Raw genomic sequence first — 24,893 nt, 5'->3', positions numbered from 1 at the left:
GGCTGCGTCGCCGGGCCGCACGGGACCGTTCCATCGACTTGGGGAATCGGACCCTGAGAACCGGACCGCCTCGTGCCCCGTATGGGAGCCGGGTCGACGGCCCTCCTCCCGGAGCACGTCGTCTCGACAAATGACCCGTAGTCATTTACATATGACTCAAGGTCATTTCCACTGAGGCGCCCGTGGCTGCTCCGACTTCCTCTGTTCCTGGTGCTGCATCCCCCGCCGTTCCGGTGCGCCGGGGCGTGGGGTTCCTCAAGCTCGTGGGCGGGGTGGTGACGCTGCTGCTGCTCGCCGCGCTGGGCATGCGCCTGCGCTACGGGGGCGGTGAGCCGTATCCGGATGTGTCGGGCATGCCGCTGCTGCCGGACAGCGCGCTGGAGGTGGCGGCGGTGAGCCAGGAGCCGGTGGGCAACGTGGCGGCGTCGTCCACGGGGCGCCTGTTCTTCACCATCCACCCGGAGAGCCGGCCGGAGGGCGCGAAGCTGATGGAGTGGGTGGACGGCAAGCCGGTGCCGTTCCCCGCCCTCGCGCTCCAGGCGAAGCTGCTCGAGACGCCGCTGGGCATCACCATCGACCGGCGGGACTGGCTGTGGGTCATCGACCACGGCAACCACGGCATGGGCATGCCCCGGCTGCTGGCCTTCGAGCTGGCCACGGGGCATGTGGCCCACGAGTTCGCCTTCCCGCCGGACGTGGCGCCGCCGGGCTCCTTCCTCCAGGACCTGCGCGTGGACGCGAAGGGCGAGACGGTGTTCATCGCCGACGTGGCCTTCTGGCGGAAGAGTCCGGGGCTCGTGGTGTACGACGTGACGGCGAAGCGCGCGCGCCGCGTGCTGGACGGGCACGCGTCCGTGCTCCCGCGGGACTACATCATCCGCAATCCCATCAAGGACATGGTGTTCTTCGGCGGGCTCGCCGCGCTGAAGGCGGGCGTGGATGGCATCGCGGTGGACCCGGCGGACGAGTGGGTGTGGTTCGCGGCGATGAACCACGACACCATGCACCGGGTGCGCACGGCGGACCTGCGAGACGCATCCCTCAGTGCCGCGGAGCTGGAGAAGCGCGTGCAGGCCGTGGGGCGCAAGCCGCTCAACGACGGCCTGAGCGCGGACGCGGAGGGCAACGTGCTGATTACCGACGTGGAGCACGGCGCGGTGCTGCGCATGAGTCCGGATGGCCGGCTGGAGACGCTGGTGAAGTCGCCGCGCATCCGCTGGGCGGACGCGCTCAGCCATGGGCCGGACGGCTGGCTGTACGTGGCCGACAGCGCCATCCCTCACCAGATGCTCCAGTCGAAGGCGCACATCGCGGCCAACGCCCCGTACTTCATCTACCGGTTCAAGCCCGGCATCGCCGGCGTGGCGGGGATGTGAAGCGCGAGCACTCCCGCTCCCTGTCAGGCCCTCCCCGCCGCCCGCGTCCGGCCAGCGCACGAGAGGACACGGCCATGGGAGACCCACGCAATCCGAAGCGGGCGAACGAGCCCTGGACCGCCGAGCGCCTGCGCGTCTCGGAAGTGGAGGTGCGCGCGCTGGCGCCGTGGGTGACGGTGTCCGGAGGCTGGGCCTGGCACTTCATGGCTCCGCCGCACGAGGAGCTGAAGCTGTTCCACGACCACAAGGACGTGGACCTCTTCGTTGCGCCCTCGCGCTTCCCGGAGCTGGTGCCGGTGCTCACCGCCCGGGGCTACCACCGCATCTGGACGCGCTTCGACGCCACGTCCACGCACTTCTACCGCTACGCGCGGCACGACGCGGGTGGCAAGGTCATCCTGGACGTCTTCGTGCGGCGCGTGCCCTCGGTGGAGGCCGGCGGCGTGCGCGTGGTGGACCCGGCCACGCTGCTCACCTTCTACGGCGACATCCACAGCACGGAGGACTGCGTGTCGGTGCTCGCCGCGCGCAGGCTGCTCTCGGCGGGCTTGAGCCCCATCGGCCGCGAGGAGCTCGTCACCCGGCCCCACTGACGGAGACACCCGGGAGCGCGGAGGCTGCCTTCCGCGCTCCCGGGACACTGCTCACGTCACTGCACGGTGAAGCTGAAGTTGTTGCCGTAGTTGGAGTCGTACGCCGAGCAGCCCCAGCGACTGGTGTTCTGGAACCACACCTTCAGGTTGCCCGTCTGGTTGAGCGTGATGGAGGGCGCGGGCACGGTGGGGTAGGGCTTGGCGCCCGCCACCCAGAAGCTCTGCACCGTGCCGCCGTTGAGCTGGTAGTACCCGTAGATGCTCCAGCCCGGGCCGCCATTGTAGTCGCCGCGGCACGCCGTCAGGCGGTCGGCGCTGTAGAGGATGGCCGCCGTGCTGCCGTAGGGCAGGGGGTTGGAGGAACCGAAGACATTCCAGCCCTGCGACGGCGACTGGAAGGTGATGCTCGACGTGGCCTGGGCCGTGGCCGCGGTGCTGACCAGCACGAAGGCGGTGGCGGCGGCGAGGAACCAGCGGGAGGAATGACGCAGCAAGGCGAAGCTCCTGGTTGGGGGATTGCTGATGGGAGATACGGAGGGTGGCGGCCCTGCCGGCTGTGTTGGCCCGGCGTCGCCTCCGTGCGGGATTGCCCCGCTCGGCCCTCGGAGTCTTCTACAGTCCCGGGCCGACACTCTTTACGCCCTGCGCCATGGCCGACCTCTTCCCAGCCTTCTACCGCCTCGCCGTCCGCGTGGACGCCCACTACGACGCACTGAGCCGACGGCTGCGCCAGAAGCTGGGAATCGCCCCGCCCCTGCGCATCCTTCCCTACCGGGGCTACGGCACCGCCGAGCGCGCCGTCATCAAGGCCCGCGTCCTGGAGGACCGGCACGTGCGCCCGCCCCAGCAGCGGCACACGCTGGTGGGCAGCGCCATCGCCTCCTACAAGCGCTACATGACGCGCGAAATCCCCGGCGCGCACGTGGCGGTGCGCTGGGGTGACAAGCGCTGGGAGGGCACCACCGACGAGGAGGGCTTCCTGGAGCTGTGGGTGCCGCCGCCGGAGGGGGTGCGCTCGGGCTGGCACATGGTGGAGCTGGAGCTGCTGTCCCCGGAGGCCGAGGGCGTGCCGCGCGTGGCCGCGCCGGTGCGCGTGGCGGGCTCGAGCGCCGAGTACGGCGTCATCAGCGACATCGACGACACCGTCATCGTCACCGGCGTCACCGACGTCCTCAAGCGCGCCTGGGCGCTCTTCCTCACCGAGCACCGCGTGCGCCTGCCCTTCCCCGGCGTGGACGCCTTCTACGAGGCGCTGCAGCGCGGCCGGGGCGGCGAGGCCGACAACCCCATCTTCTACGTCTCCAGCAGCCCCTGGAACCTGTACGAGCACCTGGACGAGTTCCTCGCGCTGCACCACATCCCCACCGGGCCGCTGCTCCTGCGCGACTGGGGCCTGTCCAGCACCGGCTTCGCGCCCGGCGGCGGGCACGGCCACAAGCTGGAGAAGATTCGCGGGCTGATGGAGACGATGCAGCGGCTGCCCTTCATCCTCATCGGCGACAGCGGCCAGGAGGACGCGGAGCACTACCGCACCATCGTCCGCGAGTTCCCCGGCCGCATCCTCTGCGTCTACATCCGCACCGTGCCCGGCCACCCCCTGCGCGCCCAGGAGCTGGAGCGCATCGGCCTGGACATCCGCGAGGCCGGCAGCCAGCTGCTCGTCGTGGACGACACCACCGCGGCGGCCCGCCACGCCGCCCGCGCCGGGTGGATTCAGTGGCGCGAGGTCCACGAGGTGGAGGTCCACCGCCGCGAGGACGCCGCCCGTGGCATCCTCGGCAGCCGCGAGGAATGACGCACTGCTGTATTTCAAGATGATGGAAAAAGCCGTTATCGCTTGAATTGCAGCCTTCGGGTGTGGCAAAGGCGCGCCACGTTTTCCGGGACATCCCTGTGTCCCTCCCCCACCCCCGAAGGAAGTGAGTCATGCGTGGCAAGCTGGTGCATTCGTTTCGCTGGGCGCTCTCCGCGCTGGCGCTGGGCGCGTGCGGTCAAGCGGAAGTCCCCGAAGTCGACGGTGTCGCGCAGCTCGGTGAGAGCGCGCAGGCGGTCCTGTATCCGCCTCCGGCGCCCGCGAGCGGCAACATCGTGGACAGTACGACCTTCCTGGGCCCGGTGACGCTCGGCGGCTCGGTGCAGGCGCAGTTCACGGCGAACCCGCAGTACTTCTCCTTCGCCTTCCAGGCGCAGGCGGGCGCGCAGGTGCGGCTGGAAGTCACGCACCTGGGCAGCAGCATGTACCTGGACACGGGCCTGTTCGTGTACGGGCCGCGGCTGGCCAGCGGCAGCTGGGGCACGAACATGGTCGTGCTGGATGACGACTCGGGCTACGGGCAGCTGTCGAAGCTTGCCGCCGTGTCGTTGCCGCAGGCGGGCGAGTACCTGGCGGTGGTGTCCTCCGGCTCGGGCGTGGGCAAGCGCTTCCGGCTGCAGCTGGACTGCATCAACGGCACGTGCGGGCCGCTGGCGCTGGGCAGCCTGCCGCTGAGCAGCGGGCTGGCGGCGGCCATGGCGGCGGGCAACGCGCGCTGCGACACCGGCGAGAACTGGTGCGACGGCACGCTGCACACGTACACCGTGCAGGGCCCGCAGCTGCTCGACCCGGTGGCGCTGGCCGCGGCGCAGGCGTCGCTGGGCGAGCTGTTCGACTACCACCGCTTCGAGCGCTGGCCCAACACCGAGTCCTGGGCGGAGTTCCTCGACCACCACGGCTCCTGGTGGCTGGAGCTGCAGCAGGTGCTGCCGGCCGAGCTGGCCAGCGGCGCCATTCCCCAGGTGGCGCACTACTACGCCAGCTACGCGGTGGCCCCGGGCGCCAAGGACTACCACCACGTCTACGTCTTCTACTTCCCCCAGACGAACCGGGTGGCGGTGCTGCAGCACATCACCCACGAAATCTGAAGAGCCACGCCGCTGACGGTGTGAAGACGCCGGTGCGCCCCTCGGTCGGGAGCACCGGCGTCGCCGTCTTCAGGGCAGGGGACGGCCGCCCTGGAACTGGGCCATGCGGGTGGCGCGCTCCATCAGCTCGCCCTGCGCGGAGCGCTTGTCCGCGACGGAGGCCGGCACGCGGCGGCGCCAGTGGCCGTTGGCCTCCAGCTCCCACGCGGAGATGGTGTCGCTGAGGCAGCGCTCCAGCGAGTCGCGCACCTGGGCGGCCAGGGTGGGGTCCTCCACCGGCGCGAGGATTTCCACGCGGTGGTCCAGGTTGCGGGGCATCAGGTCCGCGGAGCCGATGTAGCAGCGCATCTCGGGCCCGCGCTCGAAGAGGTAGACGCGCGAGTGCTCCAGGAAGCGGCCCAGCACGGACACCACGCGGATGTTCTCCGACACGCCGGGCACGCCGGGGCGCAGGCAGCAGATGCCGCGCACGTTCAGCTCCACCTTCACCCCCGCGCGCGACGCGTCGTAGAGGGCGCGGATGATGGCCGGGTCCACCAGCGCGTTCATCTTCATCTGGATGCGCGAGGGGCGCTCCAGCGTGTGCGCCATGATGGTGCGCTTGATTTCCTCCATCAGCCCCTGGCGCATGGTGAGCGGCGCCACCAGCAGCTTGCGGAAGGACTTGGGGCGGCCGAACCCGGTGAGGTAGTTGAAGAGGTCCGCCACGTCCGCGCCGATGTCCGGGTCCCGGGTGAACAGGCCCAGGTCCGTGTAGAGGCGCGCCGTCTTCGGGTTGTAGTTGCCGGTGCCGATGTGCACGTAGTGGCGCACCCGCTCGCCCTCGCGCCGGACGATGAGGATGGCCTTCGCGTGCGTCTTCAGGGACGGAATCCCATACACCACGTGGACGCCCGCCTCTTCCAGCGCGTTGGCCCACTTGATGTTGGTGCGCTCGTCGAAGCGCGCCTTGAGCTCCACCATGCACACGGCCTGCTTGCCGTTCTCCGTGGCGGTAATCAGCGCGGGCACCAGCGGGGAGCTGTCCGACGTCCGGTACACCGTCTGCTTGATGGCGAGCACGTCCGGGTCGGCCACGGACTCGCTGACGAAGCGCTCCACGGAGGAGCCGAAGGACTCGTAGGGGTGGTGGACGAGCAAATCTCCCCGGCGCATGGCGGACAGCACCGTGCCGCCGTCCTGCGAGTCCGCGTCCGGGCGCAGGCGCGGCTGGGTGACGGGCGTCCACGGCGGGTCCTTCAGCTCGGGGAAGCCGGGGCCGAAGGCGATGGCGGCCAGGTCGGACAGGCCCACCAGGCCGTGCTCCTCGTAGACCTGCCGCTCCTCCAGCCCCAGCGCCTCCACCAGCGGCTCCAGCAGCTTGGGGCTCATGCCGGCCTGCACCTCCAGGCGGATGACGTCGCCGAAGCGGCGCTGGCGCAGCTCCGTCTCCACGGCCTTGAGCAGGTCCTCCGCGTCCTCGGACACGGTGAAGTCCGCGTCGCGGGTGACGCGGAAGACGCCCCAGTGCAGCACCTCCATGCCGGGGAAGAGGTCTCCCAGGTGCTGGGCGATGACCTCCTCCAGCGGGACGTAGACGTGGCCCTTCAGCGGGAGGAAGCGCGGCAGCAGCTCCTTGGGCACCTTCACCCGCGCCACGCTCTCCTCGTCCGCCTCCGAGTCGCGCAGCAGCACGGCGAGGCTGAGCGACAGGTTGGAGATGTACGGGAAGTGCCGCCCCAGGCCGATGGCCAGCGGGGTGAGCACGGGGAATATCTGCTCCTTGAAGCGCTGGTCCACCTGGGCGCGCTGGTCGGAGTCCAGCTCCTTCGCGGAGAGGATGCGCAGCCCCTTCTCCGCCAGGGCGGGGCGCAGCACCTTCTCGAACGTGTCCGCGTGGCGCCGGCCCTGCTCGAAGATGCCCTCGTGCAGCTTGTCCAGCGTCTCGGTGGGCGAGGCGCCGTCCGGCACCAGCCGCGCCACGCCGCCGCGCACCTGCTCGTGCAGGCGGGCGACGCGAATCATGAAGAACTCGTCCAGGTTGCGGGCGTAGATGGAGATGAACTTCAGCCGCTCGAGCAGGGGAAGGTCGGCCGACTCGGCGAGCTGGAGGACCCTGTCGTTGAAGGCCAGCCAGGACAGCTCGCGGTTGAAGAAGAGCTCCTTGTCCACCGGCTCCGTGCCCGCTGGAAGGGCATCCCGCTCCACGGGTTTCTGGGGCGCCACCCGCCCGCCACCGCGCTTCGCCATGATTCCGTGACCCCTCGTGAACTACCTCTGGAGACGATGTAGCAGGCTGGTAACCCCCCGAATGTAAACTTCCATGTCACCTGGGGAAGCGAGCCACCAGGGCATGTATGTCTCCCCCGGAGGGCAGGCAGGTATAAAGGTGGGGAGACGTGGACTTTCTTGCATCCGGGTTATGAGGGCTGCATGTCAGGCGACGTGAGCACGACTGAAGCTGTCCCGAGTCACGATTCGAGCGCCCTCTTCACCGCCTTCCAGGAAGGTGGGAGGGCCTCCCGCGGTCGCGGGAGCTGGGGGCTGGCGCTGCTGGCCGCCTCGGTTCCCGTGGTGCTGGCGGTGGGGTTCTGGGTCCTGGCGCAGGCCGAGGAGACGACGTACCGGCTCATCACGCCCAACGGCATCAAGTCCGTGCGCGGCGGCATGACGACGGACCAGGTCGGCGCCCTGCTCGGGCGGCCGATTACGCTGGAGCGCGACGAGACGGGGGCGGACTGCTACCGCTATGGCCAGCCCAACTTCGTCAACCCGCAGTTCCTCATCTACTCGGTCTGCTACGAGTCCGGGAAGCTGCGGGACGTGAAGCAGCACAAGTACTCGGCCTGGTCGGTGGACCCGGCCACGGGGACGTTCGAGGCGCCCGGTGGCGAGACTCCGGCGGGCACGCCCGTGGAGCCTTCGAAGGAAGGCTGAGCGGCGGCGCGCTACTCGCAGTCGTCGTCCTCCGCGTCCGCCCTGCCGTCCGCGTCGTTGTCCGCGCCGTCCGAGCAGTGCGCGGCTTCCGTGGGCGCGTGCTCGCTGACGTGGAGCGTGTAGCGGATGGGCGTGTCCTGGTCGGGGTTGGCCATGCCGTCCACCACCACCAGCACCGTCTGCCCCTGCGTCAGCGTCACCTTCACCGCGGGCGAGCCCCGCGCGCTGGCCCGGGGGTTGGCCGAGCAGCCCAGCTCCGTGCCCCGGCAGCCGGTGAGCACGTAGAGCGCGTTGCCCCACCCGCCCGGTGACGTGTCGAAGACGAAGGTGCCGGCCCGGGGCGCCGTCCACAGGTGCGCGCGGTCCTGCTGGAGCAGCGCGCCGCAGGTGCCCTGGAAGCCGTCACCGGAGCCCGCCGTCTCACCCTGGAACGTCACCGGCAGCGCGCTGCCCAAATCATGGTGCGCGCAGCCCCGCCCGCCGCACCCGGGTGTCCCCTGGCAGTCGGTGTCCGCGCAGTCCACCCAGCGGTCACCGTCGTTGTCCATGTTGTCGAAGCAGGCGCCCGCCTCGCTCGCGCGCAGCGCGTCGATGTGCAGCTCGAAGTAGCCCGCGCTGAAGCGGTCGCCGCTCGCCGAGTCCACGACGACGAGCACCGTCTGCCCCTGCGTCAGCGCCGCCGACACCCGCGCGCCGCCGCCGTAGCTGATGCCATCCGTGGCACACGCCAGCTCCGCGCCGCCGCACCCGTCGCGCCGCACGGACACCAGCGAGCGCAGCGCCGAGCGCGCCGTGTCGAAGGTGAAGGTGCCGCTGCGGGGCGCCGTCCACCGGAAGCCCCGGTCCGGCGCCGGCCGCCCGCCGCACGTGGCCACGTGGTCATCCCCGGCATGCGCCGTGGAGCCCTTCACCGTCACCGGCAGCGCGCTGCCCAGCTCCCTGTCCGTGCACACCGGCTGCGTGGCCGCGCAGACGTTGGGGACGTCGGCCGCGCCGCACGCCTCGGGCGCCGTGCACATGCCGCAGTCGAGCGTCCCTCCGCACCCGTCCTCCACGGGGCCGCAGTTCTTCCCCAGCAGGCCACAGGTATACGGGCGGCACGCGGGGGGCGCGCAGACGTTGGGCGTCCCACCCCCGCCACACGTCTGCCCTTCTTCACACGTGCCGCACTCCAGCGCGCCGCCGCACCCGTCCGGCACGGTGCCGCAGTCCTTGCCGAGCGCCTCGCACGTCGTCGGTGTGCAGGCCGGGCGGCCGCACACGTTGGGCACGCCTCCGCCGCCGCACGTCTCCGGAGAAGTGCAGGCACCGCACTCGAGCATGCCGCCGCAGCCGTCCGCCACGGAGCCGCAGTTCATCCCCAGCGCCTGGCAGGTGGTGGGGGTGCAGACGCCGCCGCCGCAGACGTTGGGCGTGCCGCCGCCGCCGCACACCAGGCCGGTGGGGCAGGTGCCGCACTCCAGCGTGGCGCCGCAGCCATCCGGCACGGTGCCGCAGTTCTTCGCGAGCGCCTCACACGTCGTCGGGGTGCAGGGCGCCTTGCCGCACACGTTGGGCACCGCGTCGCCGCCGCACGCCTCGCCGTCCGGGCAGGTGCCGCAGTCGAGCATGCCGCCGCACCCATCCGACACGGGGCCGCAGTTCTTCCCCAGGGACGCGCACGTGGACGGCATGCAGATGAGGGTGCCGCACACGTTGGCGGCGCCACCTCCGCCGCACGTCTCTCCCGGGGCGCAGGCGCCGCACTCCAGGGTGTCGCCGCAGCCGTCCGGCACGGTGCCGCAGTTCTTCCCCAGGGACTCGCAGGTGTCGGGCGTGCAGGCGGGCCGGCCGCAGACGTTGGGCGTCCCCGCGCCGCCGCACGTCTCGGGCGCGGTGCAGGCGCCGCACTCGAGCACCCCGCCGCACCCGTCCGACGCCTGGCCGCAGTTGCCGCCGAGGGCCTCGCAGGTGGTGGGTACACAGGGCCCGGTGCCGCAGACGTTGTACCGGCCGCCTCCGCCGCACGTCTGCCCGGTGGGGCAGGTGCCGCACGCCAGCGTGCCGCCGCAGCCGTCGATGGCGATGCCGCAGTCCATGCCCTGCGACGCGCACGTCATCGGCAGGCAGTGGGACGGCTGCCGGGAGTCATGGGGCTCGGAGGGTGGGTTCGTGCTGGAGCACGCCACCCACACCACCAGGCCCCATACCCAGAACCCCGCCCCCAGACGACGCTCGCCCCGCATGCCTGTCCGCCGCACCCTCACCCGCCCGCGTCACAACGTGGTGCCGGTGTGGGAGGAATGCCTGGAGGGTGGCACGGGAAGCCCGGGCTTCTGGTGCCCGGTGGACAGAGGTGCCCCTTGTCCCTGGAGCCCCGCGAGGCTGGAGCGCTGGATTTCCGACGGTGGCCCGCCCGGTGGCGCGGCTGTTCCGGGGTGCCGCGGCGCCGCACCTTGCGCGGGGCGGAGAGTCTGGCGGGCGGGCAGGAAGGAAGGGGGGCGGAGTGGGGCGTCCGTGGTCGTTCGCGCAGCGCGTGGGCGCGGGCTCCATCGCCTCGCTGCTGGTGGCGCTGGTTCTGGCGGGGACCTCGGTGGTGGCGCTGCTGTCCGTGAGGACGAGCAGCAAGGCCCGCATCCTGGACCTGTCCATGGACCTGCTGGAGGTGGAGCGGCTGCGCCGGGCCTTCAGCGACAAGGTGTCCAGCGGGCGCGGCCATGCGCTGTCGGGAGACCCGCTCTTCGCGCAGGACATGGCGGCGTCGCGCGAGCGCTTCACCGCGACGTACCAGCGGCTGAAGCCCCGGCTCGAGGGAGAGCCCGTGGCCACGCTGCTGGAGTCCGCCGTCCATGCCGAGCTGGAGCACGAGGAGTCCGCGCGGACGCTCATCCTGGCGGACGACGCGGGGGTCGACCCCAAGCGGATGGAGGAGCTCTTCGAGGCCCGCGTGGGCGAGACGCGCCGGCGCGCCTTCGAGGCGCTGCAGCTGCTCGCGGAGCGCTGCGAGCAGCGGCTGGCGCTGGGCATCCAGGAGGCGGTGGAGGCGGACCGGCGGGCCCTGGTGCTCATCCTGCTGGCGGCGGGGCTGGGGCTGGCGGTGGCGGCGGTGCTGGCGTGGGTGCTGACGCGGCGGCTGCGGCCGCTCCAGCAGGAGGCCGAGTCCAGCGCGCGGCGCTTCCAGTTCCTGGTGGAGGGGGTGCAGGACTACGGCCTGGACCTGCTGGACCCGGAGGGGCGCGTGGTGAGCTGGAACCCGGGCGCGGAGCGGATGACGGGCTACCGCGAGAGCGAAATCCTGGGGCGCTCGGCGGCGGTGTTCTACCCGCCCGAGGCGGCGGGGATGCATGAGCGGGACCTGGAGCGGGCGCGGCGGGACGGGCGGCTGCGCACGGAGGGGTGGCGGGTGCGCAAGGACGGCACGCGCTTCCTGGCGGAGGTCATCACCACCGCGCTGTACGACAGGCACGGGCGGCTGCAGGGGTACGCGAAGATTTCGCGCGACATCACCGAGCGCCGCCGGGCCGAGCGCACGCAGCGGCTCTTCGCGGAGGCGGGGCGCATCTTCCATCAGCTGCTGGACCCGGACCTGACGGTGGAAGAGCTGGCGCGGATGATGGTGCCGGAGGTGGCGGATGCGTGCCTGCTCTACTTGTTGATGCCCTCGGGGCAGCTCGAGCCGCGGGCAGTGACGCACGTGATTCCGGAGCGGCAGGCGTGGCTGTTGGAGGCCGTGCAGCGCTATCCGCCCCGGCCCGACGCGTCGCACGGGGCGTGGCAGGTGCTGCGCACGGGGCGCTCGGAGCTGATGGGCCAGGTGCCGCGGGAGGTGCTGGCGCACGTGGTGGACGGTCCGGAGCACCTGGCGCTGATGGAGAAGGTGGGCATCTACTCGTACCTGGCGGTGCCGCTGCAGGTGGGGCACCAGTCGCGCGGGGTGTTCGTCCTGCTGACGTCGACGCCGGAGCGGCAGCTGACGCTGACGGACCAGGTCTTCGTGGAGGAGCTGGCGGGACGGGCGGCGCTGGCGCTGGACAACGCCAGGCTGTTCCGCGAGGCGCAGGAGGCGGTGGAGCTCATCGGTGTGGCGGCGCACGATTTGGGCAACCCGCTGAACACGCTGCAGCTGCTCCTGCGGCGGCTGCACCGGATGGAGCTGGCGGCGGGCGGGGAGAAGCTGCGCGACGGGCTGGGCACGGCGCTGAAGCAGACGCAGCGGCTGGGGCAGCTCTTGCACAACCTGCTCGATTTGTCGAGGCTGTCGTCGGGGAAGCTGGTGCTGGACGTGGCGCCGGTGGACCTGGCGGAGCTGACGCACGAGGTGGTGGAGCGCTTCTCCGAGCAGGCGGCGGAGGCGGGGTGCAAGCTGATGTTCGACGCGGAGCTGGGCCTGGTGGGGCGGTGGGACCGGCTGCGGTTGGACCGGGTGGTGACGAACCTCCTGTCGAACGCGCTGAAGTTCGGGAAGGGGCACCCGGTGGAGGTGCGGGTGGAGCGGCTGGGCTCGGCGCGGGCGCGGCTGCGCGTCTCGGACGAGGGTGTGGGCATCGCGCCGGAGTCGCAGGGGCGCATCTTCAACCGCTTCGAGCGGGTGCCGTCATCGGCGAGCCAGCACGCGGGCTTCGGGCTGGGGCTCTACATCGTGCGGCAGCTGGTGGAGGCGCACGGGGGCACCATCCGCGTGGAGAGCGTGCCCGGAGAGGGCGCGTCGTTCACGGTGGAGCTGCCGCTGATGTACCTGGGCGTGGAGCTGGGCTCGGAGCCGAGCCCGGCTCCGCCGTCGTGAGTGCGCTTCACATGTGCAGCGTGGGCGAGGACTCCGAGGCGATGAACGTGCGCAGCGGCGACACCGTGGGGGCCTTCTCCCGCTCCTCGAGCAGCTCGAACTCCAGCGAGTCATGCGCGCAGAACACGGTGACGTCCTGCCCGTGCCGCTGCACCAGCTCGCGCAGGCGGCGCAGGTTGTACCAGCGCATGTACCCGTCCTTCTGCATGAGCTTCTGGTAGAAGCGCAGCCCCGGCGTGCACCGGTACCGGTCGCGGTCCATCTCCCCGTGGTAGAAGTACGCGTCGCCGGCGTGCAGCAGCCAGCCCTCATCGGACTGGATGGCCACCCCCGCGTGGCCCATCGTGTGCCCCACCAGTGGCACGAGCAGGATTTCCGGCGGCAGGCCCTTCAAATCCTTCACGCACTCGAAGCCGAACCACCGGTCTCCCGAGCCGCCCGTCGGGTACGTCACCCAGTTCGTCTCGTGCATCCACTGCAGCGGCCGGAAGCGCCGCCGGTCCAACGGCGTGGCCTGGGCGGTGGCCTGGCGGTACTCGTCCGCCAGCAGGTGCACCCGCGCATGCGGGAAGTCATCCAGCCCGCCGGCATGGTCGAAGTCCAGGTGGGTGAGGACGATGTCGCGCACGTCCTCGGCCTTGAAGCCGAGCCGCTCAATCTGCCGGATGGCCGTCGACTGCTCGGCGAGCTGGGGCCGGCACAGCACGTCCAGGAACATGGGCGACAGCCGGGGGCGCGGGTGCAGGACGTCCTGCAGGCCGAAGCCCGTGTCCACGAGGATGAGCCCTTGCGAGCCCTCCACCAGCAGGCAGTGGCACGTCAGCGCCGCGGGCCCGACGAAGCCCTTCCGCCCGTCCATCAGCCGGCCTCCGGGCGGGCACATGGTGGTGCAGTTCAGGTGATGGATGCGCATCGCTCCCGCTCCTCGGCGTGGGGACCCGCTCGGGGCCGCTCGAATCTGGAGCAAAGGTGCGCTGTGTGGGTGCGGTGAGGAATCCGCACACGTCGGAGGACGCGAAGGCTCGCCCGCCCGGTTGGTGTCCGGGCGGGAGCCGCGCCGCTCAGAGCCGCTGGAGCTGGTCGACGGTCCGCTCCTCGCGGATGTTGCCGGTATTGAGGGTGCTGGCCGGCTCGAAGAGCAGCACGTGGACTTCTTCCTCGGCCACGGGCCGGTGCTCGGTGCCCCGGGGGATGATGATGAACTCTCCCGGCAGCACGTCCACGGTGCGGTCCTTGAGCTCCATGCGGAGGTGACCGTGGAGGACGAGGAACAGCTCGTCCTCGTTCTCGTGGTGGTGCCAGACGAAGGGCCCCTGGAGCTTCACGACCTTCACCTGTTGCCCGTTGAGGTCCCCCACCACCTTGGGAGACCAGTGCTCGCTGAACAGGGCGAGCTTCTGGGCGAGGTTGACCTTGTCGACGAGCGGGGCCGAGGGCTCGGCGTCGGGGGCGCTGGCGGTCGCGGTGTTGACGTCCCCAGGCTCCACACGGCGACGTGAGTCCCAGCGGGGAGGCCGGGCGACGGTGACGGTGGGGCTCCGGTTGGGTGCGCTCATTCCAGTACCAACTCCCGGGTTGACGTCGGTGCAATGGCTCGCGCGACGACTCCCCGCGCGGATTGTCTGCCTTCCGCTCAGGATAATCCCACGCGCGCAGTCATGGGAGCGGAAGCAGGTCGAATACCTGACGGATACGAGCTTCCCCGCACCGGAGCCCCGGGTTTGATGATCCAGCCGCGCGGACCTCAGTCCGGGAAGAACATCGGGTCTCTCGTGGTGACGAACGAGGTGATGGCATTGGCCACCTCGGCAGGCAGTCCGGTGAACTGCACGCCCACGCCCGGCATCAGCTCCGGGGTGCGGGAGTTGGACTCGCGCACCCAGCGCACGACACCGGTGACCTTCATGGGCCGGCCGCCCGGCAGCGTGAAGTCCAGCTCCACCTGCGTGCCGCGCGCCACCGGGTCCACCGTGGCGATGAAGACGCCGCCCTCGCTGATGTCCATCGAGAAGCCGGTGAAGAAGTTCGAGTCGCTGCGCATGTCGATGGACGTGTGCATCCGCACCCGCCCGTTGCGCCGCGAGTCCTTGCCCTCGGGCGCGGGAGCAGGCCGTGCCGCCACCGGCGCCGTGGGCAGCTGCGCCCCCTGCGCCTTCGCCGCGGCCGCCGCGCGGGCCAGGTCCGCCTGACGGCTCCGCGCCGCCTCCTGCTGCGCCTTCGCCGCGGCCTCCTGCTGGGCCCGAGCCCTCGCCGCGGACGCCTCGGCCTGGCGCTTCGCCACCGCCTCCGCCTCGGCCACCGCGCGCGCCACCTGCGCCGTCTGCTCCTGGTACATGCGCAGCGCGGACTGAATCTCCAGCCCCGCCTGCCGCCGCGCATCCAGCGCCGCCTCGCGGGCGTCCAGCGCCTTCTCGCGCTCGGCCTCCACGTCGAGTCCGGGCACCGTGGCCACCTGCAGGCGCGCGGCCTGCTCACCCAGCATCGGGTCGGCGCCGGGCTCCGCCGTGGCCTTCACGAGCGCGGTGCGGGTCTGGTTCAGGCGCGTGTTGAGCGCGGCCGCCTCGGCGGTGGCGCGGGCCACCTGCTCCGCGAGGCGCGCCTCCAGGGCGGACAGCTCATTCTCGGCGCGAGTCAGCTCCGCCTCTCGGGACGTGGCCGGAGGCGGGCGGGGGACAGGGGACGGCGAGGTCATTCGCTGAGACTCCAAGGGCGCCCACTGTAGCGTCCCCTGGCCGCCCCCACGAGCCCCACGGCCCCTCCCCCCAGTCGCTGTCCTTCTCCACACCTGGGGAGTAGCGCCCTACCCACCCCGAAACCAGCGGGCGGGCAGGCCCAGGAGCCCGGGATTCCCAGCGCTCCCAGCAAGACTTCAAGGAGCCTCAGTCCGCGCCCTTGATGCAGGCAACGGGCTTGAGGCGGTAGGCGACCTTGGCGAGGCCAGCCATCTCCACCGTCTCCAGCACGTCGTCCAGGTTCTTGTAGCAGGGCCCGGACTCGTCGAGCGGCGTGGTGCGCGTGTTGAGGAGGATGCCGGCCTCGGCCATGCGCTTGTCGGTGACGCTCTGGTCCAGCACGCGCCGGGCCTCACCGCGCGACAGGCGGCGGCCGGAGCCGTGGTTGACGGAGTAGATGGACTTCTCCGCGCCCTGCTCGGCGAAGAGGATGGCGCTGCCGGTCTCCATGGAGCCCGGAATGAGGATGGGGTGGCCCGTCTTCTCCCACGGCGTGCGCTTGAGCGCGGGGTGGCCGCCAGGGAACGCGCGCGTGGCGCCCTTGCGCGCGACGAACTTCCCGGCCTCCTTCTGGATGAGGTTGTGGGAGATTTCGTAATAGACGCTGGCGGTGCCGCCGAAGACGTCCTCGAGCGCGGAGCACACGGCCTCGCCGATGATGAGCCGGTTGGCCACGGCGAAGTTGGCGGCCATGTTGTGGAGGTTCCAGTACTCGCGGCCCAGGGCGCTCTCCGCGTCCAGCCAGACGGAGTCCTCGCTGTGGCGCTTGAGGCCCAGCTGCGCGGCGCCCTCCACGAAGAAGTGCTTGGCGATGTTCCACCCGAAGCCGCGGCTGCCGGTGTGGAGCATCACCCAGACGCGGCCGTTCTGGTCCACCTGCATCTCGGTGAAGTGGTTGCCGCCGCCCAGGCTGCCCAGCTGGTCGCGCTTGCCGTAGGCGCGCTCGGGGATGTCCACCCGGTCGTCCTCGACGGGGATGAAGTCCCGCTCGGTGATGGAGGAGCCACGGCCCAGGGCCTTGGCGCCGTGGCGCACCACGTCCGCGAAGGTGCGGTCCGTCACCTTGCGCTGCTTCTGCACGCGGCTGGCGCCCACGCCCACGGCGATGCGCTTCGTCACCTCGTCAATCCACTTGCGGCGCTTGGCGGCGTCGGCGACGTCCTCGGCGGTGAGCGTCGTCTGCAGCTGCACCATGCCGCAGCCGATGTCATAGCCGGCGGCGGTGGGCAGCAGGATGCCGTCCGTCTCGACGACGGTGCCGATGGGCACGCCATAGCCCACGTGACAGTCGGGCGTGACGGCCACGCGGGTGACGCCGGGGAAGGACGCGGCGTTGACGACCTGGTCGAAGACGGCGTCCTCCAGGCCCGGCGCTTCCGGGCCCTCGCCCCAGAGGAGCTTGTCGGACAGGAACAGGTCGGCGTCGACCTTCATGGTCTTCGTCTTGGGCAGGACGTAGTGGCCCTCGGCGGCCTTCTCCAGACGTTGCTTCCAGCTCATGGCTTTTCTCCCCGACAGGGGTGAACACGCGGGAGGGACGGGAGCGTCCTGAGGAAGCTGACCAACGCCTCCGAGCGCCCGGCGCTGACGGAGGATGCTGGCAGGGCAGGCGGGAAGGCGAGCGATTTCGCGGAATTTCCCTCTGAGGAGCGCCCGCCCCGCGGCCCGGGAGTACGCGCCGCGGGGGTTCCCGTGGACCCTTCGTGGCGCGGGCGATGTTGCCGTCACGACGGCGGCATCGCACCTTGGTGGTGAGGCAGGTCCGCGTCGCGCACGCGAGGACGGCCGGGCGAGAGTCGGCTCTCGTGCGAACCGCACGATTCCGATCTGCCTGGGACTTGCGGCGTTCTGCCTTCATTCCCATCCATTGCTCAGCATCCAGGTAGGGGGTGGGCGATGGGGTTCATGGGTGGGATTTTCCTGGCGGTGGCGCTGCAGACGGCGCCGGTAGAGCAGAAGCAGGAGCAGCAGAAGCCGGAGCAGGTGGCGGCCCCGGTGTTCAACCCGGCCGTCTGCGCGAAGAAGCGCGTGGACCCGTGCGGTTGCCACCATGTGTACGGCATCCGGCACTGCCACCCGGCTCGCAAGGGTGACCACTGCGAGGCGCCGGTGAAGGCGCAGCTGCCGGCCACCGAGGCCGAGGCCCCGGCGAAGGCTCAGGCGCCCGAGAAGAAGAAGCAGATCGACCCGAAGAAGTCGGTGGCGATGTAGGACCGCGGGCGCGCCCGTCGAGGCGCGCTCGGCACCTGGATGACCCTGGTGGGAGCCGCCGCCAGGGCCGTCGGGGTACATCGTCTCTAAATACGCATCATCCGCGCAGGAACGCGAGGACCTCCCGGGCCAGCAGGTCCGGCGCGGTGACATGGGCCACGTGGCCCTGTCCCCCGAGGACATTGAGGCGCGCGTTCGGCAGCGTCGTCGCGACCGCACGGCACGGCTGGGCGAGGAGCACCTCCGTGCTCTGATCGCCCAGCAGGACCAGGGTGGGCGTCGTCACCTGCCGGTAGCGGTCCAGCCCGAGCGGGAGCGTCTCCAGCGCTTCGAGCTCCCGGGTGAAGCCGGCCGTCATCCCGACCTGGCGCGACCAGACCAGCGACTGTCGGAACGCCTCCAGCTCCGCGGGGGGCGTGAAGAGGAGCTTCTGGTTGAACAGCACGAGCGCCGCGTCCGGCCCTTCACGCTGGAGCGTCTGTTTGAACTCCTCCAGGAAGGGACCGGACACAGGCTGGGTGACGGGCAGGGGCGGCTCGTAGACGAGGAGCTTCGCGGGCGCCACCTGGCGCGCGACCTCCAGCGCGAGCACGCCGCCGAACGAGTGGCCGAAGAGCGCGGCGTCCGGGCCGGCGAGCTTCATCAGGGCGAGCACGTCCTCCACCTCGCGCTCCAGCGCGTACCGGGGCGAGTCGCCGCTCTGTCCGCGCCCGCGCCGCTCCAGCACGTGGTTGGTGAAGTGGGGGGACAGGCGCTCGGCCACGTCCCGCCAGTCGCTCCAGAGGCTGAGCGCGCCGTGGACCCAGACGAGCGCGGGGCCGGTGCCCTTGCGGAAGTAGGACAGCGACGTGCCGTCCGCGGACGTGAAGCGGTGATGGGAGAAGGCCGCGGAAGCTGGCGCGGTGGACGAAGGCGAGGCCGGAGCAGCAGTCGAAGGCGAGGCCGGAGCGGCGGGAAGCGCATCCGTGGAAGGGCGCGCCGCGCAGGCGGCGAGGGGAAGCGCGGCGCCTGCCTGAAGCACGAGGCGGCGGGAGACGGTGGGAGACGAGCGGGCGTGAGTCATGGGGTTCGATTCCTCCGCGAGCATTCATGCGGTGGAAAAGGCGTGCGCGAAACAGGTGTCCCTGGCATCTCACTCGTGACTCCGGAGTCCTGAATAGAGTCATCGACAGGAGGCAGGGCGGATGGAGAGCCTCTCGGCCATCGGAGTCTTCGTGCGCGTCGCGGAGGCGCGCGGGTTCGCGGAGGCGGCGCGCTCGCTGGGAATCACGCCATCGGCGGCGAGCAAGAGCGTGGCGCGGCTGGAGGAGCGGCTGGGGACGCGGCTGTTCCAGCGCACCACGCGGAGGATGCACCTCACCGAGCCGGGTGCGCGGTTCTACGAGCGGTGCGTGCGCATCCTCGACGAGCTGCGCGAGGCGGAGACGGACCTCGCGCGGGAGCACCGCGCGCCCCAGGGAAAGCTGCGAGTCAGCGTGCCGGAGTTCGTGGCGCTGCGGCTGCTGATTCCCGCGCTGCCGAGGTTCCGCAAGGCGTACCCGCGACTGGAGCTGCACCTGGACCTGGACGACCGCGTCCGGGACATCGTGGGAGACGGGCTGGACGCGGCGGTGCGCTGTGGCGAGCTGACGGACTCGCGGCTGATGCGGCGCCGGTTCAAGCCGAAGCGCTTCATCCTCTGCGCGGCGCCGTCATACCTCCAGACGCGAGGCGTGCCGCGCACGGTGGAGGACCTGGCGCGGCATGACTGCATCCGCTTCCGGTTCACCTCCACGGGGCGCCTCGAGGACTGGTTCCTGCGGCAGGAGCCGGGAGCACCCGTGCCGCGCATCCCGGAGACCTTCACGTTCAACAACGGCGAGGCGGTGTTGCAGGCGGCGAAGGCGGGGCTCGGGGTGGGGCAGATCATCGACCTGATGGCGCTGCCGGAGCTGGCGGCGGGAACGCTGCGGCCCCTGTTGACCGAGCACTCGGTGGAGCGTGGAGCCATGTGGCTGGTGTGGCCGCCCGCGCGACCCACGCCGCCGAAGGTGAAGGTGTTCGGCGACTTCCTGGCCCAGCTGCTCGCCGAGGTGTCGTGACAGCAGAGGACCCCTCAGCTCCATGCAAGCGGAGCCCGGCCCCGGCCGCAGCTCGAATCAGTGCCGGGTGGAGGCGGGATTCTCGGTACGCGGCTCAGGAGCGAACGGCCCTCGCGGCTGCTGCTCCAGCGTCGCCGGGAGCGTCTCGGCGCGGCTCACCTCCAGCGGGCTGTCGGAGCGGATGATGACCCAGCGCGCATGAGGCGACACCCGGAGCGCCACCGCGTTCGGCCCCAGGCGGCGCATCTCCGGGCGATACGGCATGACCTGCGCCGGCGGAGCACCGGCAGCGCGAGCGCTTCCACCGACTCCTGAAGCAGCACCGCCCTGAGGCATGGGCACCATCGTCAGCAGCGCCGAGTGGGCATCGCCACCCTGTCCCGAGGCCACTCCAGCCCGAGGCAGCGGAGCCATCGTCGCGCCCGCCGGTCGATTCGAGGCAGGCGCCCCCACTGCTCCAGCGGGACGACCCGGATGTGGCACCGCGGCCGCCGGCACCCCGGACCCCGCCACGCTCACGACAGGCGAAGCCCCCGGCCCCCGCGCGGAAGGCGGAGGCACCGGCGCCTGGGTGATGAGCCGTCCCTGCACCACGGGCAGGGGGCTGGGCACCTGCTGGCCCGGCCTGGCCGGTCCAATCGCGTGGATCAACGGAATGGGCGCCAGCGTCGACGCAGGCCGTCCCGCCGCGCGCTGCAGCGCCTCCACCCTCACCGGCGCGATGGCGGGCACGGGCGGAAGCGGCCTCGGCACGGGAGTCTCCTCGGCGGCGAGGAGCACATACGGCGGAGGCGGCGGAGGCGGGGCTTGGCCCAGGTTCCCTCGTGCCCCGGCGTCGGCCGCCGCGTCCTGCCGCTGGAAGAAGCCCGTGGCCCCCGCGGTGTAGAGCCGCTCGTCCTCCAGCGTGGTGGACGGCGCCGCCTGCTGGCCGAGCCGCGCCAGGTCCGCGTGAATCGTCGGGTCCTTCGGATCCAGCTCGAGCGCGGCGCGCAGCGCCCCCCGGGCCCGCGACTCGCAGCCCTGCTCCATCAGCAGCGCCGCCGCTGCCCGGTAGGAGGCGACCGCCGACTGCCGGTCCCCCGCGCGGCGGCAGGACTCGGCATGCCGCACCCGGACGTTCGGGTCCTTCGGGGCCAGCCGGAGGATGCGCGCGTAGGTCTCCGCGCACTGGGCGTAGCGCCCACGCGCGAACAGGGCGTGCGCGGCCTCCTTCAGCTCCCTCAACTTCATCAGCTCACGCTCGCCCATCGCCCGTCCCCCATGGCCAGTGCGCTGTATTTGAAAGCAGGCGGCGTGCCGGGAAGTGCAGAGCCGTTGAAAGGTCCAATGCAGGGCGGAATCCCCACCCGGCGAGCCAGCCTCCTGTCACCCACCGTGCGCGCCGAGGCACCGGGGTGCGTGGGTGGATGCGTGCGGCGCGGAGGACGCCGCTCCCGGACCCTGTAGAAATGCCGAAGGGCGCTGTAACAAGGAAAGTCCCAGCCGGGTGCCAGCCGGTGGAGGCGAGCATGCGAACGCAGCGGAGCCGGTCCCACCTCTTCGTCCAGCACCTGCGCCCCGAGGCCCGCGTCCCCCCGGACGTGAGCGCGTTGGAGGCCGTCCTGGCGTCGCTGTACGACGCAGGGCGACAGGCGTGGCCGGAGGTGCCCCTGGAGGAGGAGGCCTTCCTGCGCCACCTCGCCGAGCGGCTGCTACCCGGAGACGACGTGGCCGGGGGGCTCGCCGCGATGCACGCCGCGGACCTGTACCTGGCCTGTGCCTGCGCGCGAGGCGAGCCCGCCGCACACGCCGCGCTGGAGCGCCACGTCCTGCCACGGGCGGCGGAGTCGGTGGCGCGGGTGCGGGGCGCGGACGCGGCCGAGGTGCTCCAGCTCCTGCGCGAGCGGCTCCTGGTCGCGGAGGGAGGCCGCCCGCCCAGGGTGGCCGACTACGAGGGCGGAGGCCCCCTGGTGGCCTGGCTGCGCGCGGCGGCGGTGCGCACGGCCCTCAACCTCCAGCGCGCGGAGGGGCGCCGGGCCCGGGCGGAGGAGGACGCGGAGGCGGGGCCGCTCATGGAGGCGGCGGGCCCGGAAGCGGACCTGGAGCTGGACTACCTGCGCCGGCACCACCGCGAGGACTTCCAGGCGGCGCTCACCGAGGCGCTGGCGGCCCTGCCCACCCGTGAGCGCACGCTGCTGCGCCTGCACCTGGTGGAGGGGCTGAGCCTGGAGCGCATCGGCGCCATGTACCAGACGCACAAGTCCACCGTGTCGCGCCAGGTGGCGAAGGCACGGGAGGCGCTGCTGGCCGGGGCGCGGCAGCGGCTGGCGGAGCGGCTCCGGCTGTCCTCCGGCGAGCTGCACAGCCTGATGCGCGCGGTGCAGGGCGAGCTGGACCTGAGCCTGCCCTCGCTGCTGCGCGAGCCCGGGTAGCCCTGGGGCCTCGGACTTTCTTCGCCCGTGCGTGCAACACGGGGAAATGGCCGGTGTCCTCCGGTTGAAGGTGGAAGCACGACCTGGAGGACACACACATGCGGCATGGCATCGGCATCACCCTGTTCACGCTGGCGGTCGCGGGCACGGCACTGGCGCGCTCGTCCGAGAAGGACAACGCTCCGAAGACGGAGTCGGCTCACGAAGAGGTGGTGGCCCTGAAGAAGGGCGGCGCGCACACGCTGCGCATCAAGGGAGTCACGCGAGTCGCGCTGGGAGACCCCGAGATTGCCAAGGTCGAGCTGACGGGGGACGACACCCTGCGAGTCACCGCCCTCACGTCGGGTGAGACGACGCTGATTCTGTGGAGTGGGCCGAAGCAGGACATGACCGTGTACCGCATCGTCGTGAAGGGCTGAGGCCCCCCGCCCCCCGCCACGTGTGGTCCCTGTTCGGAAATGTCGGGGGTTTTGCGCCGCGAAATGTCCCGACATTTCCGAACAGCAAGCCGCCGGACGCGTCCGGACCCCGCCTTTGCGTCACGAAGCTGGACTGGGATGATGTGAGGCAAGCCATGCGACCGGTGCACCGCCGCGACCCGACAGCCTGTCCCGACGAGAACGTGCTCGCGAGCTTCGCCGTGGGGGCGCTGCTCGCGACGCGGGTGCCGCCGGTGGAGGAGCACCTCGACAGCTGCGCGGACTGCCGGGCGCTGGTGGCGGCGGTGGCGGCCGGGGCTTCGCGGCCGGGCCCGCTCGGCACGGAGCCGTCCACGTGGCTGGCCACCGGAGCGTCGGCGGGAGCGCCTGCGGGAGCGGAGGCCGGAAGCGAGCCCCTGCTCCCCGAAGGCACGCGGCTGGGGCCCTACGTCCTCCGCCAGCTGCTGGGCTCGGGCGGCATGGGCATGGTGTACGCGGCGGAGGACCCGAGGCTGGGGCGGCGGGTGGCGCTCAAGCTGCTGCGGCAGGTCAGGAAGGGCGCGGAGGCGGAAGCCCGCGCGCGGCTGCTGCGAGAGGCGCAGGCGATGGCGCGCCTGTCCCATCCCAACGTGATGCCCATCTTCGAGCTGGGCACGGCGGACGGGCGGGACTACCTGGCCATGGAGCTGGTGCGGGGCGCGACGCTCTCCGGCTGGCTGCGAGCGCGCGAGCGTCCCTGGCGCGAGGTGCTGGACCTGTTCCTCGCGGCGGGAGCAGGGCTGGCGGCGGCGCACCGGACGGGGCTGGTGCACCGCGACTTCAAGCCCGCCAACGTGCTGGTCGGCGAGGATGGCCGGGCGCGAGTCACGGACTTCGGCCTCGCCATGTGGGAGCACCCGGAGCGGGCCACGCGGGCACTGCCGGAGGGCACGGAGGCGCCCGGCCTCACCCGGGCGGGAGCGGTGCCGGGAACGCCCGCGTACATGTCTCCCGAGCAGCGCGCGGGCCAGCCGGTGGACGCGCGCAGCGACCAGTACAGCTTCTGCGTCGCGCTCCACGAAGCGCTCCACGGCGAGCGCCCGGCTCTACCGGAGGCCGCGGGGCTCTCCCGGGAGCGCACCCCGCGCGGAGGGAAGCGGCTGCCCGCGCACCTGGAAGCAGCGCTGGCCCGGGGGCTGGCGCCGGCTCCGGAGGACCGCTTCCCCTCCATGGAGGCGCTGCTCGCGGAGCTCTCCCGCCCGGCGCCATCACGCGCCCGGCCCGTGGGGCTCCGGCTGGCCATTGCCCTGGTCCTGCTGGTCCTGGGGTTGGGCCTCTTCTTCTGGAGGCTGGTGCCGGCGGAAATCGCGGACCCTTCGGGCAATCAGTTCCTCACGCTGCGGGTGGGTGAGGTGCGCAAGCTGCGCCTTCCCGACCTCGAGCGACTGGCCGTGGGCGAGCCGGACATCGTGGAGCTCAAGGCGCTGCCGGATGGGATTCAGATGAGGGGGCTCAGCGCCGGGGCCACCCATGTGATGGGGTGGACCCGGAGCGGAGAGAATCACTTCTACACCGTGTCCGTGACGCCGCAGTGATCAGCGGTTCTGGGGCGCCGAGCGCGCCTGGCGCGGAGCCTCCTGGCCCAGCAGCCTGTGCGCCTGCTGGCGGTGCTGCTTCAGCGTGGGCAGGGCCGAGTCGAGCAGGCCCTTCAGCTCGGTGTTGGTGGCGAACTGCTGCTGGCCCGCCATCACCGTGGCGATGTCGGCGTCATGTTGGCCGACCATGTGGGCCAGGAAGGCGCGGTCGAACGCGGGGCCCTGGAGCGACTGGAGCTTCGTGAGGGCGGCTTCGTTGGCGTTCTTCATCACCTTCTCGAAGTCGGTGTCCGGCTGGGGCTGGGCGAGCTGGAGGTTCTTCTTCGTCGCATAGGTGGTGACCTTGAGGTCCGCGGCCTCGTGGTCCTTCACCAGCCGCGCGCCGTAGTCCTTCACGCCCTTCGAGACGCCCTTCTCCTGGGCGAGCTGGCCCAGCTTGATTTCCATCTGGTTCACGTGGTGCTGCATCTCGAGGAAGGCCTTCTCGTCGGTGTCGATGGGCAGCAGGCCCTGCTGCATCCGCTTCGCGCCCTCGGCGTCGGGCTGAGCGGCCTGGGGCTGGCCGGAGCCGCCGGTGCCCTGCTGCTGCACACCGCCGGTGGTGTCCTTCACGCTCTCGCCCTGGTCGATGGCCTCCGCCTCGCCCATGCGGAACATGCCCTGCGTGTCATCCGTCCCGTTCTGGGTGCCCTGCTGCGCCTCGGAGGGCTCCTCCTGCTTCGAGTCCTCCTGCGCGACGGCCGCGCCGCCGACCGCGAGTGAGCCCATCAGCATCCAACCCATCCATCGCTTCATTGCCTGCCTCCTTCATCGTCCTGGGATTCCCAGCACGAAGTTGGAGACGGCGAAGCCGGGCAGGCCAGGGGAAGGCAGGCGGAGGGGCGGGCGGCCCGCTCCCGGAGCGCCGGGCTCGAGCG

At 71.6% G+C, this 24,893-nt stretch carries 21 protein-coding genes; 11 read left to right on the top strand and 10 right to left on the bottom strand.

Features of this window, described 5'->3' with window-relative positions; translation table 11 throughout:
• The first annotated feature begins 245 nt into the window (after window positions 1–245).
• Together LXT23_RS06780 and LXT23_RS06775 are read left to right on the top strand one after the other, a co-directional pair.
• On the top strand, window positions 246–1,376 hold the full coding sequence (locus tag LXT23_RS06780) for a major royal jelly family protein (RefSeq protein ID WP_253979239.1): 1,131 nt from the start codon (window positions 246–248) through the stop codon (window positions 1,374–1,376).
• Between the two features lie 74 nt (window positions 1,377–1,450).
• The gene (locus LXT23_RS06775; RefSeq protein ID WP_253979238.1) at window positions 1,451–1,969 is read left to right on the top strand and encodes a hypothetical protein; all 519 of its coding nucleotides are present in this window, start codon (window positions 1,451–1,453) and stop codon (window positions 1,967–1,969) included.
• A 56-nt stretch (window positions 1,970–2,025) separates the two neighbouring features.
• Here LXT23_RS06775 and LXT23_RS06770 read toward each other — a convergent pair whose 3' ends face one another.
• On the bottom strand, window positions 2,026–2,463 hold the full coding sequence (locus tag LXT23_RS06770; protein ID WP_253979237.1) for a DUF6209 family protein: 438 nt from the start codon (window positions 2,461–2,463) through the stop codon (window positions 2,026–2,028).
• A gap of 155 nt (window positions 2,464–2,618) precedes the next feature.
• On the opposite strand from LXT23_RS06770, the gene LXT23_RS06765 reads away from it, so the two are divergent.
• Entirely contained in the window at window positions 2,619–3,764 is a 1,146-nt protein-coding gene (locus LXT23_RS06765; protein WP_253979236.1) for an App1 family protein, read from the top strand.
• Window positions 3,765–3,895: 131 nt separating this feature from the next.
• Window positions 3,896–4,870 carry a hypothetical protein gene (locus tag LXT23_RS06760; RefSeq protein ID WP_253979235.1) on the top strand — a complete coding sequence of 325 codons (975 nt, stop codon included), beginning with the start codon at window positions 3,896–3,898 and terminating at the stop codon, window positions 4,868–4,870.
• Window positions 4,871–4,939: 69 nt separating this feature from the next.
• Here LXT23_RS06760 and ppk1 read toward each other — a convergent pair whose 3' ends face one another.
• On the bottom strand, window positions 4,940–7,099 hold the full coding sequence (gene ppk1 / locus LXT23_RS06755; RefSeq protein WP_253979234.1) for a polyphosphate kinase 1: 2,160 nt from the start codon (window positions 7,097–7,099) through the stop codon (window positions 4,940–4,942).
• Between the two features lie 183 nt (window positions 7,100–7,282).
• Between ppk1 and LXT23_RS06750 the strand changes: the two genes are divergently transcribed.
• On the top strand, window positions 7,283–7,786 hold the full coding sequence (locus LXT23_RS06750) for a hypothetical protein (RefSeq protein ID WP_253979233.1): 504 nt from the start codon (window positions 7,283–7,285) through the stop codon (window positions 7,784–7,786).
• 11 nt (window positions 7,787–7,797) lie between these two features.
• Here LXT23_RS06750 and LXT23_RS06745 read toward each other — a convergent pair whose 3' ends face one another.
• Window positions 7,798–10,011, bottom strand: coding sequence for a tryptophan synthase alpha chain (locus tag LXT23_RS06745; protein ID WP_253979232.1), 2,214 nt, complete (start codon window positions 10,009–10,011; stop codon window positions 7,798–7,800).
• Between the two features lie 260 nt (window positions 10,012–10,271).
• Between LXT23_RS06745 and LXT23_RS06740 the strand changes: the two genes are divergently transcribed.
• Window positions 10,272–12,548 carry an ATP-binding protein gene (locus tag LXT23_RS06740; protein WP_253979231.1) on the top strand — a complete coding sequence of 759 codons (2,277 nt, stop codon included), beginning with the start codon at window positions 10,272–10,274 and terminating at the stop codon, window positions 12,546–12,548.
• A gap of 7 nt (window positions 12,549–12,555) precedes the next feature.
• Here LXT23_RS06740 and LXT23_RS06735 read toward each other — a convergent pair whose 3' ends face one another.
• The 4 genes from LXT23_RS06735 to LXT23_RS06720 form a co-directional block, all read right to left on the bottom strand.
• Window positions 12,556–13,461, bottom strand: coding sequence for an MBL fold metallo-hydrolase (locus LXT23_RS06735; protein ID WP_253979230.1), 906 nt, complete (start codon window positions 13,459–13,461; stop codon window positions 12,556–12,558).
• Between the two features lie 148 nt (window positions 13,462–13,609).
• Window positions 13,610–14,104, bottom strand: a complete 495-nt coding sequence (locus LXT23_RS06730; protein WP_253979229.1) for a cupin domain-containing protein — start codon at window positions 14,102–14,104, stop codon at window positions 13,610–13,612.
• 188 nt (window positions 14,105–14,292) lie between these two features.
• Window positions 14,293–15,240, bottom strand: coding sequence for a TIGR02266 family protein (locus tag LXT23_RS06725; RefSeq protein WP_253979228.1), 948 nt, complete (start codon window positions 15,238–15,240; stop codon window positions 14,293–14,295).
• 187 nt (window positions 15,241–15,427) lie between these two features.
• Window positions 15,428–16,780: an RtcB family protein gene (locus LXT23_RS06720; protein ID WP_253979227.1), complete on the bottom strand. Its 1,353-nt coding sequence runs from the start codon at window positions 16,778–16,780 to the stop codon at window positions 15,428–15,430.
• 396 nt (window positions 16,781–17,176) lie between these two features.
• On the opposite strand from LXT23_RS06720, the gene LXT23_RS06715 reads away from it, so the two are divergent.
• Window positions 17,177–17,491: a hypothetical protein gene (locus tag LXT23_RS06715; RefSeq protein WP_253979226.1), complete on the top strand. Its 315-nt coding sequence runs from the start codon at window positions 17,177–17,179 to the stop codon at window positions 17,489–17,491.
• A gap of 97 nt (window positions 17,492–17,588) precedes the next feature.
• Here the strand turns inward: LXT23_RS06715 and LXT23_RS06710 are convergent, their stop codons facing one another.
• Window positions 17,589–18,554 (bottom strand): alpha/beta fold hydrolase, encoded by a 966-nt coding sequence (locus tag LXT23_RS06710; protein ID WP_253979225.1) that lies wholly within the window; start codon window positions 18,552–18,554, stop codon window positions 17,589–17,591.
• Window positions 18,555–18,675: 121 nt separating this feature from the next.
• Between LXT23_RS06710 and LXT23_RS06705 the strand changes: the two genes are divergently transcribed.
• Window positions 18,676–19,572 carry a LysR family transcriptional regulator gene (locus LXT23_RS06705; RefSeq protein WP_253979224.1) on the top strand — a complete coding sequence of 299 codons (897 nt, stop codon included), beginning with the start codon at window positions 18,676–18,678 and terminating at the stop codon, window positions 19,570–19,572.
• Between the two features lie 57 nt (window positions 19,573–19,629).
• Here the strand turns inward: LXT23_RS06705 and LXT23_RS06700 are convergent, their stop codons facing one another.
• Entirely contained in the window at window positions 19,630–20,820 is a 1,191-nt protein-coding gene (locus LXT23_RS06700) for a tetratricopeptide repeat protein (RefSeq protein WP_253979223.1), read from the bottom strand.
• 260 nt (window positions 20,821–21,080) lie between these two features.
• On the opposite strand from LXT23_RS06700, the gene LXT23_RS06695 reads away from it, so the two are divergent.
• From LXT23_RS06695 to LXT23_RS06685, 3 genes are all read left to right on the top strand, one after another.
• Window positions 21,081–21,983 (top strand): sigma-70 family RNA polymerase sigma factor, encoded by a 903-nt coding sequence (locus tag LXT23_RS06695; protein WP_253979222.1) that lies wholly within the window; start codon window positions 21,081–21,083, stop codon window positions 21,981–21,983.
• Between the two features lie 98 nt (window positions 21,984–22,081).
• On the top strand, window positions 22,082–22,402 hold the full coding sequence (locus LXT23_RS06690; protein ID WP_253979221.1) for a pilus assembly protein N-terminal domain-containing protein: 321 nt from the start codon (window positions 22,082–22,084) through the stop codon (window positions 22,400–22,402).
• Window positions 22,403–22,557: 155 nt separating this feature from the next.
• A complete protein-coding gene (locus LXT23_RS06685; protein ID WP_267146677.1) occupies window positions 22,558–23,976 on the top strand; it encodes a protein kinase domain-containing protein in 1,419 nt (472 codons plus the stop codon).
• Here LXT23_RS06685 and LXT23_RS06680 read toward each other — a convergent pair whose 3' ends face one another.
• Window positions 23,977–24,771, bottom strand: a complete 795-nt coding sequence (locus LXT23_RS06680; RefSeq protein WP_253979220.1) for a DUF4142 domain-containing protein — start codon at window positions 24,769–24,771, stop codon at window positions 23,977–23,979.
• Window positions 24,772–24,893: the final 122 nt, after the last annotated feature.

It is taken from the genome of Pyxidicoccus xibeiensis, assembly GCF_024198175.1.
GTDB classification, from domain to species: Bacteria; Myxococcota; Myxococcia; order Myxococcales; family Myxococcaceae; genus Myxococcus; species Myxococcus xibeiensis.
Note: the sequence above shows the minus strand (reverse complement) of the source record. Positions and strands in the feature narration are given on the sequence as shown.